This window comes from Frondihabitans sp. OV104 (genome assembly GCF_057787745.1).
Window position 1 is genome coordinate 692,683 of sequence record NZ_CM173541.1, and the last position, 14,791, is coordinate 707,473.

Annotated in this window: 14 protein-coding genes and 1 pseudogene; all 15 read left to right on the plus strand. The window is 71.1% G+C overall.

Annotated features, from left to right (window positions below):
* The 15 genes and pseudogenes from AC3CBB_RS03310 (at position 1) to AC3CBB_RS03380 (ending at position 14,724) form a co-directional block, all read left to right on the plus strand.
* Positions 1 to 159, plus strand: coding sequence for a hypothetical protein (locus tag AC3CBB_RS03310; RefSeq protein WP_199738162.1), 159 nt, complete (start codon positions 1 to 3; stop codon positions 157 to 159).
* On the plus strand, positions 156 to 989 hold the full coding sequence (locus AC3CBB_RS03315) for a TlyA family RNA methyltransferase (RefSeq protein WP_488625976.1): 834 nt from the start codon (positions 156 to 158) through the stop codon (positions 987 to 989). The genes AC3CBB_RS03310 and AC3CBB_RS03315 overlap by 4 nt, the downstream gene beginning before the upstream one ends.
* Positions 990 to 991: 2 nt before the next feature.
* Positions 992 to 1,933, plus strand: coding sequence for an NAD kinase (locus AC3CBB_RS03320; RefSeq protein ID WP_123504251.1), 942 nt, complete (start codon positions 992 to 994; stop codon positions 1,931 to 1,933).
* 12 nt (positions 1,934 to 1,945) lie between these two features.
* On the plus strand, positions 1,946 to 3,676 hold the full coding sequence (gene recN / locus AC3CBB_RS03325) for a DNA repair protein RecN (RefSeq protein WP_488625977.1): 1,731 nt from the start codon (positions 1,946 to 1,948) through the stop codon (positions 3,674 to 3,676).
* 47 nt (positions 3,677 to 3,723) lie between these two features.
* Positions 3,724 to 5,424 carry a CTP synthase gene (gene pyrG, locus AC3CBB_RS03330; protein ID WP_123504253.1) on the plus strand — a complete coding sequence of 567 codons (1,701 nt, stop codon included), beginning with the start codon at positions 3,724 to 3,726 and terminating at the stop codon, positions 5,422 to 5,424.
* Positions 5,417 to 5,989 carry an NUDIX domain-containing protein gene (locus AC3CBB_RS03335; RefSeq protein WP_488625978.1) on the plus strand — a complete coding sequence of 191 codons (573 nt, stop codon included), beginning with the start codon at positions 5,417 to 5,419 and terminating at the stop codon, positions 5,987 to 5,989. Before pyrG ends, AC3CBB_RS03335 begins: the two co-directional genes overlap by 8 nt.
* A gap of 34 nt (positions 5,990 to 6,023) precedes the next feature.
* The gene (gene xerD, locus AC3CBB_RS03340) at positions 6,024 to 7,007 is read left to right on the plus strand and encodes a site-specific tyrosine recombinase XerD (RefSeq protein ID WP_488625979.1); all 984 of its coding nucleotides are present in this window, start codon (positions 6,024 to 6,026) and stop codon (positions 7,005 to 7,007) included.
* A gap of 179 nt (positions 7,008 to 7,186) precedes the next feature.
* On the plus strand, positions 7,187 to 8,062 hold the full coding sequence (locus AC3CBB_RS03345) for a ParA family protein (RefSeq protein ID WP_123504256.1): 876 nt from the start codon (positions 7,187 to 7,189) through the stop codon (positions 8,060 to 8,062).
* Positions 8,046 to 8,897, plus strand: coding sequence for a segregation and condensation protein A (locus tag AC3CBB_RS03350; RefSeq protein WP_488625980.1), 852 nt, complete (start codon positions 8,046 to 8,048; stop codon positions 8,895 to 8,897). The genes AC3CBB_RS03345 and AC3CBB_RS03350 overlap by 17 nt, the downstream gene beginning before the upstream one ends.
* Positions 8,887 to 9,516 carry an SMC-Scp complex subunit ScpB gene (gene scpB / locus AC3CBB_RS03355; RefSeq protein WP_488625981.1) on the plus strand — a complete coding sequence of 210 codons (630 nt, stop codon included), beginning with the start codon at positions 8,887 to 8,889 and terminating at the stop codon, positions 9,514 to 9,516. Before AC3CBB_RS03350 ends, scpB begins: the two co-directional genes overlap by 11 nt.
* Positions 9,506 to 10,276 (plus strand): annotated as a pseudogene (locus tag AC3CBB_RS03360) (pseudouridine synthase); the annotation flags it as partial. The gene scpB and the pseudogene AC3CBB_RS03360, both read left to right, overlap by 11 nt.
* Positions 10,277 to 10,647: 371 nt before the next feature.
* Positions 10,648 to 11,742, plus strand: coding sequence for a prephenate dehydrogenase (locus tag AC3CBB_RS03365; RefSeq protein ID WP_123504260.1), 1,095 nt, complete (start codon positions 10,648 to 10,650; stop codon positions 11,740 to 11,742).
* 128 nt (positions 11,743 to 11,870) lie between these two features.
* Entirely contained in the window at positions 11,871 to 12,539 is a 669-nt protein-coding gene (cmk, locus tag AC3CBB_RS03370) for a (d)CMP kinase (protein ID WP_123505120.1), read from the plus strand.
* Between the two features lie 31 nt (positions 12,540 to 12,570).
* Positions 12,571 to 14,082 carry a ribosome biogenesis GTPase Der gene (gene der / locus AC3CBB_RS03375; protein ID WP_488625982.1) on the plus strand — a complete coding sequence of 504 codons (1,512 nt, stop codon included), beginning with the start codon at positions 12,571 to 12,573 and terminating at the stop codon, positions 14,080 to 14,082.
* Between the two features lie 108 nt (positions 14,083 to 14,190).
* Positions 14,191 to 14,724, plus strand: a complete 534-nt coding sequence (locus AC3CBB_RS03380) for a hypothetical protein (protein ID WP_488625983.1) — start codon at positions 14,191 to 14,193, stop codon at positions 14,722 to 14,724.
* Positions 14,725 to 14,791 lie beyond the last annotated feature (67 nt).

Genomic DNA, 14,791 nt, shown 5'->3' on the forward strand with positions numbered 1-14,791 from the left:
ATGAGCGACGCGAACGAAGCAACGAACGATCTCATCTCGCGACTGGCCGTCATCGACGGCCAGCCGCTCGAGACTCGCGCCGTCGCATTCGCGCACGTTCACGACGAGCTGCGAGCCGTGCTCGACGGCGGCCGTCAGGCATCGACCGGAGTGGCATGACGCCTGCCACCGAGCCCGAGGCCGCGCTGTCGGGGCCCGAGCGACTCGACGTGGCGCTCACGAGCCGCGGCCTCGCGCGGTCGCGGACGCATGCCCACCGGATGCTCGCCGACGGTCTCGTGACGGTCGACGGCAAGCCGGTGCTGAAGGCGTCCTTCTCGACCCTGCCGGTCCAGCGCATCGAGGTGGCGGGCCTCGACCACTACGTCAGCCGGGCGGCTCACAAGCTGATCGGCGCTCTCGACGCGTTCGGCGTCGATCCCGCGGGGCGCGACGCGCTCGACGTCGGGGCGTCCACGGGCGGCTTCACCCAGGTGCTTCTCGAGCGCGGCATCCGCTCCGTCGTCGCCCTCGACGTCGGCCACGGTCAGCTCGCGCCGCGCATCCGCGGCGACGACCGGGTCGCCGTGGTGGAGGGATCGAACGCGCGCTACCTCACGCGCGACGCCCTCGTCGCCTCCGGCCCGCACGCGTCGACGATCGATCTCGTCGTCGGCGACCTCTCGTTCATCTCGCTGGGTCTGGTCCTGCCCGCGCTGGTGTCGTCCGTCGCACCCGCGAGCGACTTCGTGCTGCTCGTCAAGCCGCAGTTCGAAGTCGGTCGGCAGGGCATCCGCGAGGGCATCGTCCACGATGCGGCCCTCCGCTCCGACGCGGTGCAGTCGGTGCTCTGGTCGGCTCACGACCTCGGCCTCAGGACGGCCGGTGTCATCCCGTCGCCGATCGTCGGCACCAACGGCAATCGCGAGTACTGCGTGCACCTCAGCGCTGCCGCCGGGGTGAATCCGACAGAATGGATCCAGCGGGTCGACGAGATGACGAAGGGCTGAGCATGACTGCCGAGCTTCCTGACGCGAGCGCCCAGCCCGATCGTCACATTCTGATCGTCTCCCACACGGGCCGGCGCGACTCGATCGACGCCGCGCTCGAGGTGTGCGGAGCGCTGGTGGCCGCGGGTCTCGTCCCGGTCCTGCCGCGAGACGAGTACGACGACGTCCGCGCCGCCGAGCCCACGCTCGACGGCGTCGACATCCTCGGCTCCGACGTGTCGGTCGACGACGTCGAGTCGGTCGTAGTGCTCGGCGGCGACGGCACGATCCTGCGCGCCGCCGAGCTGGTGCGGGGCACTCGTGCGCCCATCATCGGCGTGAACCTCGGCCACGTCGGGTTCCTGGCCGAGAGCGAGCGCGACGACCTGCAGGACACGATCCAGCGCGTCCTCGCCTTCGACTACGAGGTCGAGGAGCGCTTCGCCCTCGACATCGCGGTGCTCGTCGACGGCGAGGTCGTGTACGAGTCATGGGCCCTCAACGAGGCGACGGTCGAGAAGGCCGCGCGCGAGCGGATGCTCGAGGTCGTCATCGAGGTCGACGGCCGCCCGCTGTCGTCGTTCGGCTGCGACGGGGTCGTCATGTCGACCCCGACCGGCTCGACCGCCTACAACTTCAGCGCCGGCGGCCCTGTCGTCTGGCCCCAGGTCGAGGCGATGATCCTCGTGCCGCTCAGCGCCCACGCCCTGTTCGCTCGCCCGCTGGTCGTCGGGCCCGACTCGACGCTCGCCGTCGAGGTGCTCAGCCGGACCGACGGCTCGGGAGTCCTCTGGAGCGACGGCCGCCGCGCTCACACGCTCGAGCCCGGCGCTCGCGTCGTCGCGAAGCGGTCCGACAAGCCCGTGCGGCTGGCCCGCCTCCGACGCGCGCCGTTCGCGGATCGCCTCGTGGCGAAGTTCCACCTGCCCGTCACCGGCTGGCGAGGCCCGCAGGAGACTCCGTGATCGAGGCCCTTCGTGATTGAGGAGATCAGCATCAGAGACCTCGGTGTGATCGGGCGCGCGACACTGCCGCTCGGCCCGGGGTTCACCGCGGTGACCGGCGAGACAGGCGCCGGCAAGACCATGGTCGTCTCGGCGCTCGGCCTCCTGCTCGGGCAGCGCGCCGACGGCGGAGCCGTGCGCCAGGGCTCGCCGCAGGCCGTCGTCGACGGCCGCTGGTCGGTGCCCGACGACGGCGCCGTCGCGGAGCGCGTCCGCGACGCCGGCGGCGACATCGACGACGGCGAGCTGTTCGTGAGCCGCATCGTGTCGAGCGAGGGCCGCAGCCGTGCCGTCGTCGGCGGACGCAGCGCGCCGGTCGGCGTCCTGGGCGACCTCGCCGAGCACCTCGTCGCCGTGCACGGGCAGTCCGAGCAGATCCGCCTCAAGTCGGCGTCCGCCCAGCGGCACGCGGTCGACGCCCACGGCGGCGCCGAGCTGGCCGCGACGAGCGCCGAGTACCGCCGCGCCTACGACGACTGGCAGCTGGCTGCCCGCGAGCTGGCCGAGATCACCGGCGACCGCGACGCCCGCCTCGCCGAGGCCGAGGCCCTGCGCGCCGCGATCGACGAGATCGTGGCCGTCGATCCGCAGCCCGGCGAAGACGACGAGCTCGAGGCCACGGCCGAGCGCCTGAGCAACGCCGAAGACCTCCGCCTCGCCGCCGGCCTGGCCCACGAGGTGCTCTCGACCGACTCCGTCGACGGGACCCGCGACGTCGTCACCCTCGTCGACGAGGCGCGCCGCCAGATCGAGCGGGTCTCGCGCCACGATCCCGAGCTGGCGTCGATCGCCGACCTCCTCACCGAGGTGAGCGTCCAGGTCTCGGAGACGAGCTCGCGGCTCTCCAGCTACCTGGGCTCCCTCGACGCCGATGTCAGCCGCGAGCTCGAATCGGTGCAGGAACGCCGAGCCCTCCTCGCCCAGCTCGTCCGAAAGCACGGTCCCTCGCTCGCCGAGGTCATCGACCTGGTGTCGACGGGGTCGGCGCGGCTGGTCGAGCTCGACGGGGACGACGACCGCGTCGCGCAGCTGGCCGACGACGTCGAGGCGTCCCACGCCGAGGCCCGCCGCCTCGCCGCGACGCTGACCGAGCTGCGCCGGGCGTCCGGCGACGACCTCGCCCGACGGGTATCGGCCGAGCTCTCGGCACTGGCGATGACCGGGGCCGAGCTCGTCGTCGCCGTGACCGAGCGCGACGAGCTGGGCGGGTCGGGAGCCGACCATCTCGAGTTCCTGCTCAAGCCGCATTCGGGCAGCGAGGCCCGGCCGCTGGGCAAGGGCGCCTCGGGCGGCGAGCTCTCGCGCATCATGCTGGCGATCGAGGTCGTCATGGCCGCGTCGAGCGACGTGCCGACGTTCGTGTTCGACGAGGTCGACTCCGGCGTCGGCGGGTCGTCCGCGATCGAGATCGGGCGGCGCCTGGCGATGCTCGCCGAGCGGTCGCAGGTGATCGTGGTCACGCACCTGGCCCAGGTCGCCGCGTTCGCCACGAACCACCTCCGCGTCGTGAAGGACGCCACGGGATCGGTCACCGCATCGAGCGTGCAGCAGCTGACCGGCGACGAGCGCGTCGCCGAGATGGCCCGGCTGCTCTCGGGCCTGCCGGACAGCGAGAGCGGCCTCGAGCACGCGCGCGAGCTGCTCGACCTGGCCGCCTCAGACGGCTCGACACGCGCGGGCCGGCCCGTCGACTCACGGTCGTAACGCGAGGGGCTGGGAGAGGAACCGTGAGTGACGTAGGATGGAAGCCCGTGGTGGTTAATCAGAACTCGGGTCCTAGCTCCTCCAAAGTAACGAAGCACATATTCGTTACAGGGGGCGTCGTCTCCTCTCTCGGCAAGGGCCTCACGGCAGCCAGCCTCGGCAACCTGCTCACCTCGCGCGGTCTGCGCGTCGTCATGCAGAAGCTCGATCCGTATCTCAACGTCGATCCCGGGACGATGAACCCGTTCCAGCACGGCGAGGTGTTCGTCACCGACGACGGCGCCGAGACCGACCTCGACATCGGGCACTACGAGCGCTTCCTCGACATCAACCTCAACCAGGGGGCGAACGTCACGACCGGTCAGATCTACTCGACGGTCATCGCGAAGGAGCGCCGCGGCGAGTACCTGGGCGACACGGTCCAGGTGATCCCGCACATCACCGACGAGATCAAGCGCCGCATGCGCCTGCAGGCCTCCGACGAGCCGCAGCCCGACGTCATCATCACCGAGGTCGGCGGCACGGTCGGCGACATCGAGAGCCAGCCGTTCCTGGAGTCGGCCCGCCAGGTGCGCCACGAGCTCGGCCGCTCGAACGTCTTCTTCGTGCACGTGTCGCTGGTGCCGTTCATGGGCGCCTCCGGCGAGCAGAAGACGAAGCCGACGCAGCACTCCGTCGCCGCGCTCCGCGCCATCGGCATCCAGCCCGACGCGCTGGTGCTCCGCAGCGACCGTCCGGTCACCGAGTCCAACCGCCGCAAGATCGCCCTCATGTGCGACGTCGACGAGGACGCCGTGGTCAACGCGCGCGACGTGCCGAGCATCTACGAGATCCCGGCGATGCTCAACGAGCAGGGCCTCGACGCGTACATCATCGAGCACCTCGGTCTCGACGAGAAGGCTGGCGCCGTCGACTGGACGGGCTGGAACCCGATCCTCTCGGCCGTGCACGAGCCCAAGCACGAGGTCACGATCGGGCTGGTCGGCAAGTACATCGACCTCCCCGACGCCTACCTCAGCGTCACCGAGGCCCTCAAGGCCGGCGGCTTCGCGCAGCAGACGAAGGTCTCGCTGCGGTGGATCCCGTCTGACGACTGCGAGACCGCGGAAGGCGCCGCCAAAGCGCTCGGCGAGGTCGACGGCATCTGCGTCCCCGGCGGCTTCGGCATCCGCGGCATCGAGGGCAAGCTCGGCGCGCTGCGCTTCGCCCGCGAGAACGGCGTCCCCGCACTCGGCCTGTGCCTGGGTCTGCAGTGCATGGTGATCGAGTACGCCCGCAGCAAGGCCGGGCTCGAGCACGCCTCGTCGTCGGAGTTCGACCCCGACACCGAGCACCCCGTCATCGCGACGATGGCGGAGCAGGTCGACATCATCGCCGACGGCGACCTCGGCGGCACCATGCGCCTCGGCCTCTACCCGGCGGCTCTGCTGCCCGGCTCGCTCGCCGCCGACCTCTACGGCTCGGAGCTCGTCGAGGAGCGCCACCGCCACCGCTACGAGGTCAACAACCACTACCGCGAGCAGATCGCCGACGCCGGCCTGGTGTTCTCGGGCACGTCGCCCGACGGCCACCTCGTCGAGTACGTCGAGCTCGACCGCGCCGAGCACCCGTACTACATCGGCACGCAGGCGCACCCCGAGCTCCGGTCGCGTCCGAACCACGCTCACCCGCTGTTCGAGGGCCTCGTCTCGGCGTCGCTCGACCGCCAGAACGCGACCCGCCTGTTCGAGGTTGCCGAAGGTGCCTGAGTCGATCCCGCTCTCGGACGACGCGTTCGAGGTCGACGTCACTGCGACCGACGTCGTCTTCACCGGCGCCGTCTGGAACGTGCGGCGCGACGCCTTCACGTACAACGGCGAGTCGATCCGCCGCGAGTACATCGACCACACGGGCGCCGTCGCTGTCGTCGCACAGGACGACGCGGGGCGGATCCTGCTCATCAAGCAGTATCGGCACCCCGTCCGCAGCCGTGACTGGGAGCTCCCGGCCGGGCTGCTCGACATCCCCGGCGAAGACACCCTCGTCGCCGCGCAGCGCGAGCTGGCCGAGGAGGCCGACCTGCACGCCGACACGTGGGAGCACCTCGTCACGTTCAACACGTCGCCCGGCGGCAGCAACGAGAAGCTCGTGGTGTTCCACGCCACCGGCGTGAGCGCCACCGATCAGGCATTCGACCGCGAGGCGGAGGAGGCCGACATCGAGGTGCGCTGGGTCGCCCTCGACGACATCGTGGCCGGCGTGCTCGACGGCGGGCTGCACAACTCGATCCTCGCGATCGCGGCGCTGGCGCTGCACGCGAAGCTGGGGCGCTAGCCGGGTCGGCGCCCACCTGGCCTAGCGTGGGGGCATGACCTCCCTCGCCGACGCCGTGAGCCGCTACCTGCGGCACATCGCGATCGAGCGGGGGCTGTCGCCGCACACGGTGTCGGCCTACACGCGGGATCTCGGGCTGTACTCCGAGTTCCTGCGCGAGAGAGGGGTGGTCGACCCCGCGTCCGTCGAGCCCTCGACCGTCGGCGACTTCCCCGCGCACCTCGCGACCCGCGAGCCGCCGCTGGCCGCGTCGTCGATCGCGCGGATCGTGTCGAGCGTGAAGGGCTTCCACCGGTTCGCCGCCGAGGAAGGGCTCGTCGCCGACGACGCCACGACGACGACGCGCCCGCCGAAGCTGCCGTCGCGGCTGCCGAAAGCGATCAGCATCGCGCAGGTCGAGGCGCTCCTGGCCGCGACCGACGGCGACGAGCCCACGCGGCTGCGCGACAAGGCGCTGCTCGAGCTGCTGTACGCGACGGGCGCCCGGGTATCGGAGGCCGTCTCGCTCAACGTCGACGACGTCATCGAGGGCGACGTGGTGCGACTGTTCGGCAAGGGCGGCAAGCAGCGGATCGTGCCGCTCGGCAGCTACGCCCGCCGGGCCCTCGACGCGTACCTCGTGCGGGCGCGGCCGCTCTTCTCGGCGCGGGGATCGGCGACGCCGGCCCTCTTTCTCGGCGTGCGCGGGGCGCGGGTGTCGCGGCAGAACGCGTGGCTGATCATCCAGGCGGCGGGCGAACGCGCCGAGCTCGGGTTCGAGGTGTCGCCGCACACGCTGCGCCACTCGTTCGCGACGCACCTGCTGGAAGGCGGCGCCGACGTGCGCGTCGTCCAGGAGCTGCTCGGACACGCCTCGGTCGCCACGACGCAGATCTACACGCTGGTGACGGCCGACGCGCTCCGCGACGCGTACGGGGCGGCGCACCCGCGCGCGCGATGGGCGCCGGGGGAGACGGCGGCGCGGCGGGCTCGGGCCGAGCGGTCGGCGGCTGCGCGCTCGGCGGCTGCGCGGCTGTAGTTCGGAAGGATTCGCGGGGTGGGCGTCCTTGCGACGGGACGGTTTATGGCCATGCTTCCTTGTGGGGTGCGCGATCGGCGGCGAAGATCCTTGCGAACGCGCAGCGCGTCCTCGCGAAAGGACGTCCGTGCCCGCCGCGCCACACCGGCGCGGAGCCGCCCCGCCGGTAGGATTGCCGGGTGAGCACGACGCCGAACACCAGCACCGAGTCGGCCCCGAAGACGGGCCCGACCGGCCGACCCCTGTCGACGTTCGCCGTGCCGCCCGTGCTGCTCAGCCACGGCCCGGCGCGCATCATCTCGCTCTGCAACCAGAAGGGCGGCGTGGGCAAGACCACGACCACGATCAACCTCGGCGCCTCGCTCGCCGAGTACGGCCGACGCGTGCTCGCCGTCGACTTCGACCCGCAGGGTGCGCTCAGCGCCGGCCTCGGAGTGCAGACGCACGATGTCCCCACCATCTACGACCTGCTCATCGGCACCGTCAAGGACCCTTACGAGGTCATCCAGTCGACCGGCGTCGAGGGTCTCGACGTGATCCCGGCCAACATCGACCTCTCCGCCGCCGAGGTGCATCTCGTCAACGAGGTGGCCCGCGAGCAGATCCTGGCGCGCGTGCTCCGCAAGGTCCGCGACGACTACGACGTGATCCTCGTCGACTGCCAGCCGTCGCTCGGCATCCTGACCGTCAACGCGCTGACCGCGGCTCACGGCGTCCTGATCCCGCTCGAGTGCGAGTTCTTCGCCCTCCGCGGCGTGGCCCTCCTCGTCGAGACGATCGACAAGGTGCGCGACCGCCTCAACGAAGACATCGAGCTCGACGGCATCCTCCCGACCATGTACGACTCGCGCACCCTCCACAGCCGCGAGGTGCTGGAGCGCGTCGTCGACGCGTTCGGCGACCGGGTGCTCGAGACCGTCATCACGCGGACCGTGAAGTTTCCCGACGCCTCGGTCGCCGCAGCGCCCATCAACCAGTTCGCTCCGTCGCACCCCGCCGCCGAGGCCTACCGCCAGCTGGCCAGAGAGCTCATCGCCCGTGGCGCCGCAGCCTGAGACAGCTGCCGCCGACCCGGCCGATGTCGCCGCCGACGTCGAATCGTCGACCGACTCCGCCTTCCGCGTCAGCCTGACGAACTTCTCGGGGCCCTTCGACCTCCTGCTCTCGCTCATCACGAAGCGCGAGATGGACATCACCGAGATCGCCCTCAGCGCCGTGACCGACGAGTTCCTCTCGTACCTGCGCCGCCTCGACTCCGATGAAGAGCTCGACCGCGCCAGCGAGTTCCTCGTCGTCGCAGCGACCCTGCTCGACCTCAAGGTCGCGGGCCTCCTGCCCCAGGGCGAGCTCGTCGACGCCGAAGACGTCGCGCTCCTCGAGGCCCGCGACCTCCTGTTCGCGCGCCTGCTGCAGTACCGCGCGTTCAAGCAGGCCGCCGAGTGGTTCGCCTCGCGGGGCGAGGCCGAGGGCGACCGCCACGCGCGCAGCGTCCGCCTCGAGCAGAAGTTCCGCGTCTCGACTCCCGAGCTCGTCTGGACCCTCTCGGTCGACGACTTCGCGGCGATCGCGGCTCTGGCGATGACGCCGCGCGACGAGCCCACCGTCGGGCTCGACCACCTGCACGCCCCGCTCGTGAGCATCCGCGAGCAGGCCGCGATCGTCGTGTCGATGCTCCGCCGCGGCGCCGTGATGAGCTTCCGCGAGCTGATCGACGGGGTCGACGTCAAGGGCGTCGTGGTCGCCCGCTTCCTCGCGATCCTCGAGCTGTACCGCCACGCGTCGCTGAGCTTCGAGCAGCTCGAGCCGCTGGGCGACCTCACCATCCGCTGGACGGCGGAGCACTGGACCGAAGAGAACCTCGCCAACCTGGGGGCCGACTATGACGGCTGACAGCCAAGCCGCAGAGCAGTTGCACGAGCCCGGGCAGAAGCACGCGGCGCAGGATCAGCCCGCCCCCGGCGTGCCCATCGCCCGCACGCTGGAGGCCATCCTGATGGTGGCCGACGAGCCGCAGAGCCTCGTGGCGCTGGCCACGGCGGTGGGTGCGCCCGTTCCTGCGGTCAGACAGGCCGTCGACGACCTCGTGGCCGACTTCGACGGCGACGCCGGGGGAGTGCGGCGCGGGTTCGAGCTGCGCGAGGTCGGCGGCGGCTGGCGCTTCTACGTGCGCGAGGAGTTCGACCCCATCGTGCGCGACTTCGTGCTGACGCAGAACCCGACGAAGCTGTCGCAGGCTGCGCTCGAGACGCTCGCCGTGATCGCGTACAAGCAGCCGATCACCCGCGGGGCCATCGCGCAGATCCGCGCGGTCAACGTCGACAGCGTCGTGCGCACGCTGCTCGGGCGGGGTCTCATCACGGAGTCGTTCACCGACGCCGAGACCGGGGCGATCAACTACGAGACCACGGAGCTGCTTCTGACGCATCTCGGCATCAACTCGCTCGACGACCTGCCGCTGATCTCGCCGCTGCTTCCCGATGGAGCCGGAGGGTTCGAGGATGTCCGATAAGAACGAGCAACAGGGCGAGCGCCTGCAGAAGGTCATGGCCGCCGCCGGCATCGCCAGCCGCCGCGTCAGCGAAGACCTGATCGCCGCCGGGCGCGTCACGGTCAACGGCGTCGTCGTGACCGAGCCGGGCCGCCGGGTCGACCCCGCGGTCGACAAGGTCGTCGTAGACGGCCAGGCCGCGCAGCTCGACACGTCGCGCCGCTACCTCATGCTCAACAAGCCGGTCGGCGTCGTCTCGTCGCTGAAAGACGAGCGGGGCCGCCCCGACCTCACGGAGTTCACGCGTCACTACCCGGAGCGCCTCTTCAACGTCGGCCGCCTCGACGCCGAGACCAGCGGGCTCCTCATCCTCACCAACGACGGCGAGCTCGCTCATGTGCTGGCGCACCCGTCGTTCGGCGTGACGAAGACGTACATCGCCAAGGTCGAGGGCTCGATCACTCCGGCCACGGCCAAGAGGCTCATGGCGGGCATCGAGCTCGACGACGGGCCGATCCACGCCGACTCCGCGCGCATCGTCGACCGCGGCACGGGTCGTGCGGGCGGCACCAGCATCATCGAGATCACTCTGCACTCCGGCCGCAACCGCATCGTGCGGCGCATGCTCGACGCTGTGGGCCACCCCGTCGTCGACCTCGTGCGCCGCTCGTTCGGCCCGCTGCACCTCGGGTCGCTGCGCATCGGCGAGGTCCGCGACCTGACCCGCGACGAGCTGGGCGACATCCTGACGATCGCGCGCGACGCCGGAATCGCTCCCGCCGAGCCGTCGGCTGTCGTGGCGGCCGTGGTGCAGGACGCCATGGATTCGACGGGGGTCGAGCTCGTCGCCGACGTCGAGGACGACGTCGCCGAGAGCGACAAGGAGTACTACGACGAAGACGACGAGGAGTACGAGCCCGAGCTCGACGCCCGCGAGGAGAGCCGTCGCGGTGCCGCCGAGGCGTCCGATGCCGGCGCTCGCCGCGTGCCGAAGAAGCAGTACGACAGCGACGGAAACCGCCGCGTGGCCGTCAACGGCGACGTGACCGGCGGCCGCGCCCCGGCGCCCAGCCGCCGCTCGGAGGTGCGCCGCCAGCAGGAGCAGCGCCGCAAGGGCCAGCGCCCGGGCGGGCAGCGACCCGGAGGCGACCGGTGAGCGACGACTCCAAGCGCCTGGCCGGAGTCGTCCGGATCGTCGGATCGGGCCTCCTCGGCGCCAGCATCGGCCTCGCGCTCCGGCAGCAGGGGGTCGAGGTCATCCTCGACGACGCCTCGCCGTCGGCCCGCCGCCTCGCGATCGACTACGGCGCCGGCCGCGCTCCCGCCGAGGGCGACGAGCCCACGCTGATCGTCGTGTGCGTGCCGCCCGACGTGACGGCCGACATCGTCGAGCGCGAGCTGGAGTCCTACCCCGCAGCCCTGGTGACCGACGTCGCCAGCGTGAAGGTGGAGCCCCTGCGCGAGCTCGAGCGCCGCGGCGCCGACGTCTCGCGCTACATCGGCTCGCACCCCATGGCCGGGCGCGAGCGCGGCGGCCCCGTCTCGGCGCGCGCCGACCTGTTCGTCGGGCGCCCCTGGGTGATCGCGGGGCACGACGGCATCAGCTACCGCGCTGCGGCGGCCCTCGAAGACCTCGTCCTCGACCTCGGCGCGACCCCGATCGAGATGACTCCCGAAGACCACGACGCCGGAGTCGCCGTCGTGTCGCATGCCCCGCAGGTCGTGGCGTCGCTCATGGCGGCGCGCCTTCGCGACGCTCCGGACGCCTCGCTCGGCCTCGCCGGCCAGGGCGTCCGCGACGTGACGCGGATCGCTGCCAGCGATCCAGCGCTCTGGGTGCAGATCCTCGGCGCCAACGCGGCCGGGGTCGCCACCGTGCTGCGCGCCTACCGCGACGACCTCGACGGCGTCATCGCCGCACTCGACGCGCCCGCCGACCCGGGCTCGCTCCGCGTCGTCGCCGAGGCGATCGGCTCGGGCAACGCGGGTGTGGCCCGCCTGCCCGGCAAGCACGGCCAAAAGAAGGTGTTCACGCAGGTGGTGGTGCTCGTCGACGACACCCCCGGCCAGCTCGGACGCCTGCTGACCGAGATCGGCGAGATCGGGGTCAACCTCGAGGACCTCCGCCTGGAGCACTCGCCCGGCGCCCAGTTCGGCCTCGCCGAGGTGAGCGTCGTGCCCGAGCACGAAGAACGACTGATCGACGACCTGGTCCGCCGCGGGTGGACCATCGCAGGAGCACAGTGAGCAACGCAGACCTTCCCCAGAAATCGAACCCCCAGAACTCGAACCCGCAGACGTCCGCCGAGCTCGCCGCCTTCAAGAGCGACCTCCTCGCGCGGTACCGCGCCAGCGACCTCTACCGCCCGGTCGTCGTGGCCGTCGACGGCCCCGCCGGCAGCGGCAAGTCCAGTGTCAGCAAGGCGGCCGCTCGGGCGCTCGGCTTCGACTACCAGGACACCGGTGCCGCCTACCGGGCCTTCGCGCTGCACGTCGCGAACTCCGACGTCGATCTGACCGACCCCGCCGCGGTGGTGGCTGCCATCCCGAGCTTCGACTACGAGATCGGCATCGACCCCGACGAGTACTTCGTGAAGGTCGCAGGCGTCGACGTCACCGACGAGATCAGGACGCCGCGCGTGACACAGTCGGTCGCGCACGTGTCGAAGATTCCCGAGGTGCGCGAGTTCCTGGTCTCCCTCTTTCGCGGCGTGATCTCGTCGACGTCGAAACCCGGCGTCGTCACCGAGGGGCGCGACATCACCACGGTGGTCGCACCGGACGCTCAGGTGCGAATCCTGCTCACGGCGTCCGAAGAGGCTAGAATGGCGAGGCGTTCCGCGGAGATCACGGGGCAGAGTGCCGAAGAAACAGCCCGGCAGCTGACCAGGAGAGACCAGCAGGACAGCAAGGTGGTCGATTTCATGACAGCCGCTCCCGGCGTCACCACCCTCGACTCCACTCATCTCGACTTCGATCAGACCGTCTCGGCCGTGGTCGAGCTCGTGCGTTCCACTGCCACGGCGCCCGCCGCCGAAGGCTGAGCGCGCGGGCACCAAACCGCAAGGAGCCAGCATGGCGAACGAAAAAGAAGACTTCCCGGAGTTCGACGACTCCATGGCCGACCGCCTGGCGACCCTCGACGACGTCGACGCCGACCAGCGCGCGGCGTCGCTCCGCCAGGGCCTCGAGGCGTACGAGCTCGAAGACGAAGACCTCGACGTGCTCGACGCGTCGGAGTGGGACCCGAACGCGATCACCTACGCGCCCGCGCTCCCGGTGCTCGCCATCGTCGGCCGCCCGAACGTCGGCAAGTCGCAGCTCGTCAACCGCATCATCGGCCGCCGTGAGGCCGTCGTCGAAGACAAGCCCGGCGTCACCCGCGACCGCGTCTCGTACAAGGCCGAGTGGGGCGGACGCCGCTTCACCGTCGTCGACACCGGCGGGTGGGAGCCCGACGCGCTCGGCATCGACGCCTCCGTCGCGATGCAGGCCGAGATCGCGGTCGACCTCGCCGACGCCGTGCTGTTCGTCGTCGACGTCAACGTCGGGGCCACCGCGACCGATGAGCACGTCGTGCGGATGCTCCGCGCCACCCACAAGCCCGTGCTGCTCGTGGCCAACAAGACCGACGACGACCGCAAGGCCATCGAGGCGGCCGAGCTCTGGAGCCTCGGCCTCGGCGAGCCGTTCCCGGTCTCTGCCCTCCACGGCCGTGGCGTCGCCGACCTGCTCGACAAGGCCATGACGATGCTCCCGGCCGTCTCGAAGGTCGCCAAAGAAGAGATCGGCGGCCCCCGCCGCGTCGCGATCCTCGGTCGCCCGAACGTCGGCAAGTCGTCGCTGCTCAACAAGTCGGCCGGCGAAGAGCGCGTCGTCGTCAACGAGATGGCCGGCACCACCCGCGACCCCGTCGACGAGCAGGTCGAGCTCGGCGGCCGCATCTGGACCTTCGTCGACACCGCCGGCATCCGCAAGCGCGTCCACCTCCAGCAGGGCGCCGACTTCTACGCATCGCTGCGCACGTCTGCCGCTCTCGAGAAGGCCGAGGTCGCTGTCGTGGTCCTCGACGTGACAGAGACGATCTCGACGCAGGATCTCCGCATCATCGACCTCGTCCTCGAGTCCGGGCGCGCTCTGGTCCTGGCGTTCAACAAGTGGGACCTCCTCGACGAAGATCGCCGCCGCTACCTCGAGCGCGAGATCGAGCAGGACCTCGATCACGTCTCCTGGGCGCCGCGCGTCAACATCTCGGCCAAGACCGGCCGCCACCTCGAGAAGCTCGTGCCCGCGCTCGAGCTCGCCCTCGAGTCGTGGGACACCCGCGTGCCCACCGGAAAGTTCAACGCCCTGCTCGCCGAGCTCACCCAGGAGCACCCGCACCCCGTGCGCGGCGGCAAGCAGCCCCGCATCCTGTTCGGCACGCAGGCGGCCAACCGTCCGCCGACGTTCGTGCTCTTCACGACCGGGTTCCTCGACCCGCAGTACCGCCGCTTCATCACCCGGCGCCTGCGCGAGATCTTCGGCTTCGAAGGCACGCCGATCACCGTGAACATGCGCGTGCGCGAGAAGCGCAAGCGCGCGTAGGCCTGGGCCCATCGAATCGGCCTCGACGGCAGTCCGCGGACTGGCGTCGAGGCCGATTCTGTCTGTGCAGGCGAGGCGCGGGTGCGGGAATGGGCGAGAATGGACGGCATGGCCACCGCATCGACGCCGACCCCCGGCACGTTCGGAGCGCTGCTCGACGGGTTGTTCGGCCGGTTCCGCGTCGACCGGCTCGCCGGCGGCCGTCAGCACGCCTATGTCGTGCGCGAGGACATGCGGTCGCACCCTCTGACGGTCCGGGCCTTCCAGCGCATCCGGGCCCTGCTCGTCGGCGAGACGGCGGTCGGGCTCGCCGCGATCGTCATCGCCGTGGTGCTCGCGTCGCACGGGGTGAAGGTGCCGTGGGCTGTGTGGTTCCGCTCCACGGTGGTGCTGCTCCTGACGCTGTCGCTCTACGTCTTCGCCTGGCGCGCCCAGCTCGGCTACTACTGGGCGTTCGCGCGGATGCGGCTGTTCTCGCGGATCTTCCCGCTCGTCACGGTTGTCGTCGCGAGCTTCCCGGGGCTGTACCCGACGTGGATGGTCGTCGAGCAGCTCGTGTTCTCGGCGCTCATGGTCGGGGTCGCCGTGCAGCTGTCGTCGCCGACGATGCGGTCGGCGTTCCCGCCGCCAGCGCGGGGCTGAGGTCGGCGGCCGCGCGGGCGGCAGCCGTGGCCGCTGGCCGGCCTGGAGGGGCTCAGCTAACCGTTTC

What these genes read in the sequence shown, in the direction of transcription:
- AC3CBB_RS03380 (WP_488625983.1), top strand. Translation starts at nt 14,191, where the DNA reads ATGGCCACCGCATCGACGCCGACCCCCGGCACGTTCGGAGCGCTGCTC.
- AC3CBB_RS03315 (WP_488625976.1), top strand. Translation starts at nt 156, where the DNA reads ATGACGCCTGCCACCGAGCCCGAGGCCGCGCTGTCGGGGCCCGAGCGA.
- AC3CBB_RS03310 (WP_199738162.1), top strand. Translation starts at nt 1, where the DNA reads ATGAGCGACGCGAACGAAGCAACGAACGATCTCATCTCGCGACTGGCC.
- scpB (WP_488625981.1), top strand. Translation starts at nt 8,887, where the DNA reads ATGACGGCTGACAGCCAAGCCGCAGAGCAGTTGCACGAGCCCGGGCAG.
- AC3CBB_RS03320 (WP_123504251.1), top strand. Translation starts at nt 992, where the DNA reads ATGACTGCCGAGCTTCCTGACGCGAGCGCCCAGCCCGATCGTCACATT.
- der (WP_488625982.1), top strand. Translation starts at nt 12,571, where the DNA reads ATGGCGAACGAAAAAGAAGACTTCCCGGAGTTCGACGACTCCATGGCC.
- xerD (WP_488625979.1), top strand. Translation starts at nt 6,024, where the DNA reads ATGACCTCCCTCGCCGACGCCGTGAGCCGCTACCTGCGGCACATCGCG.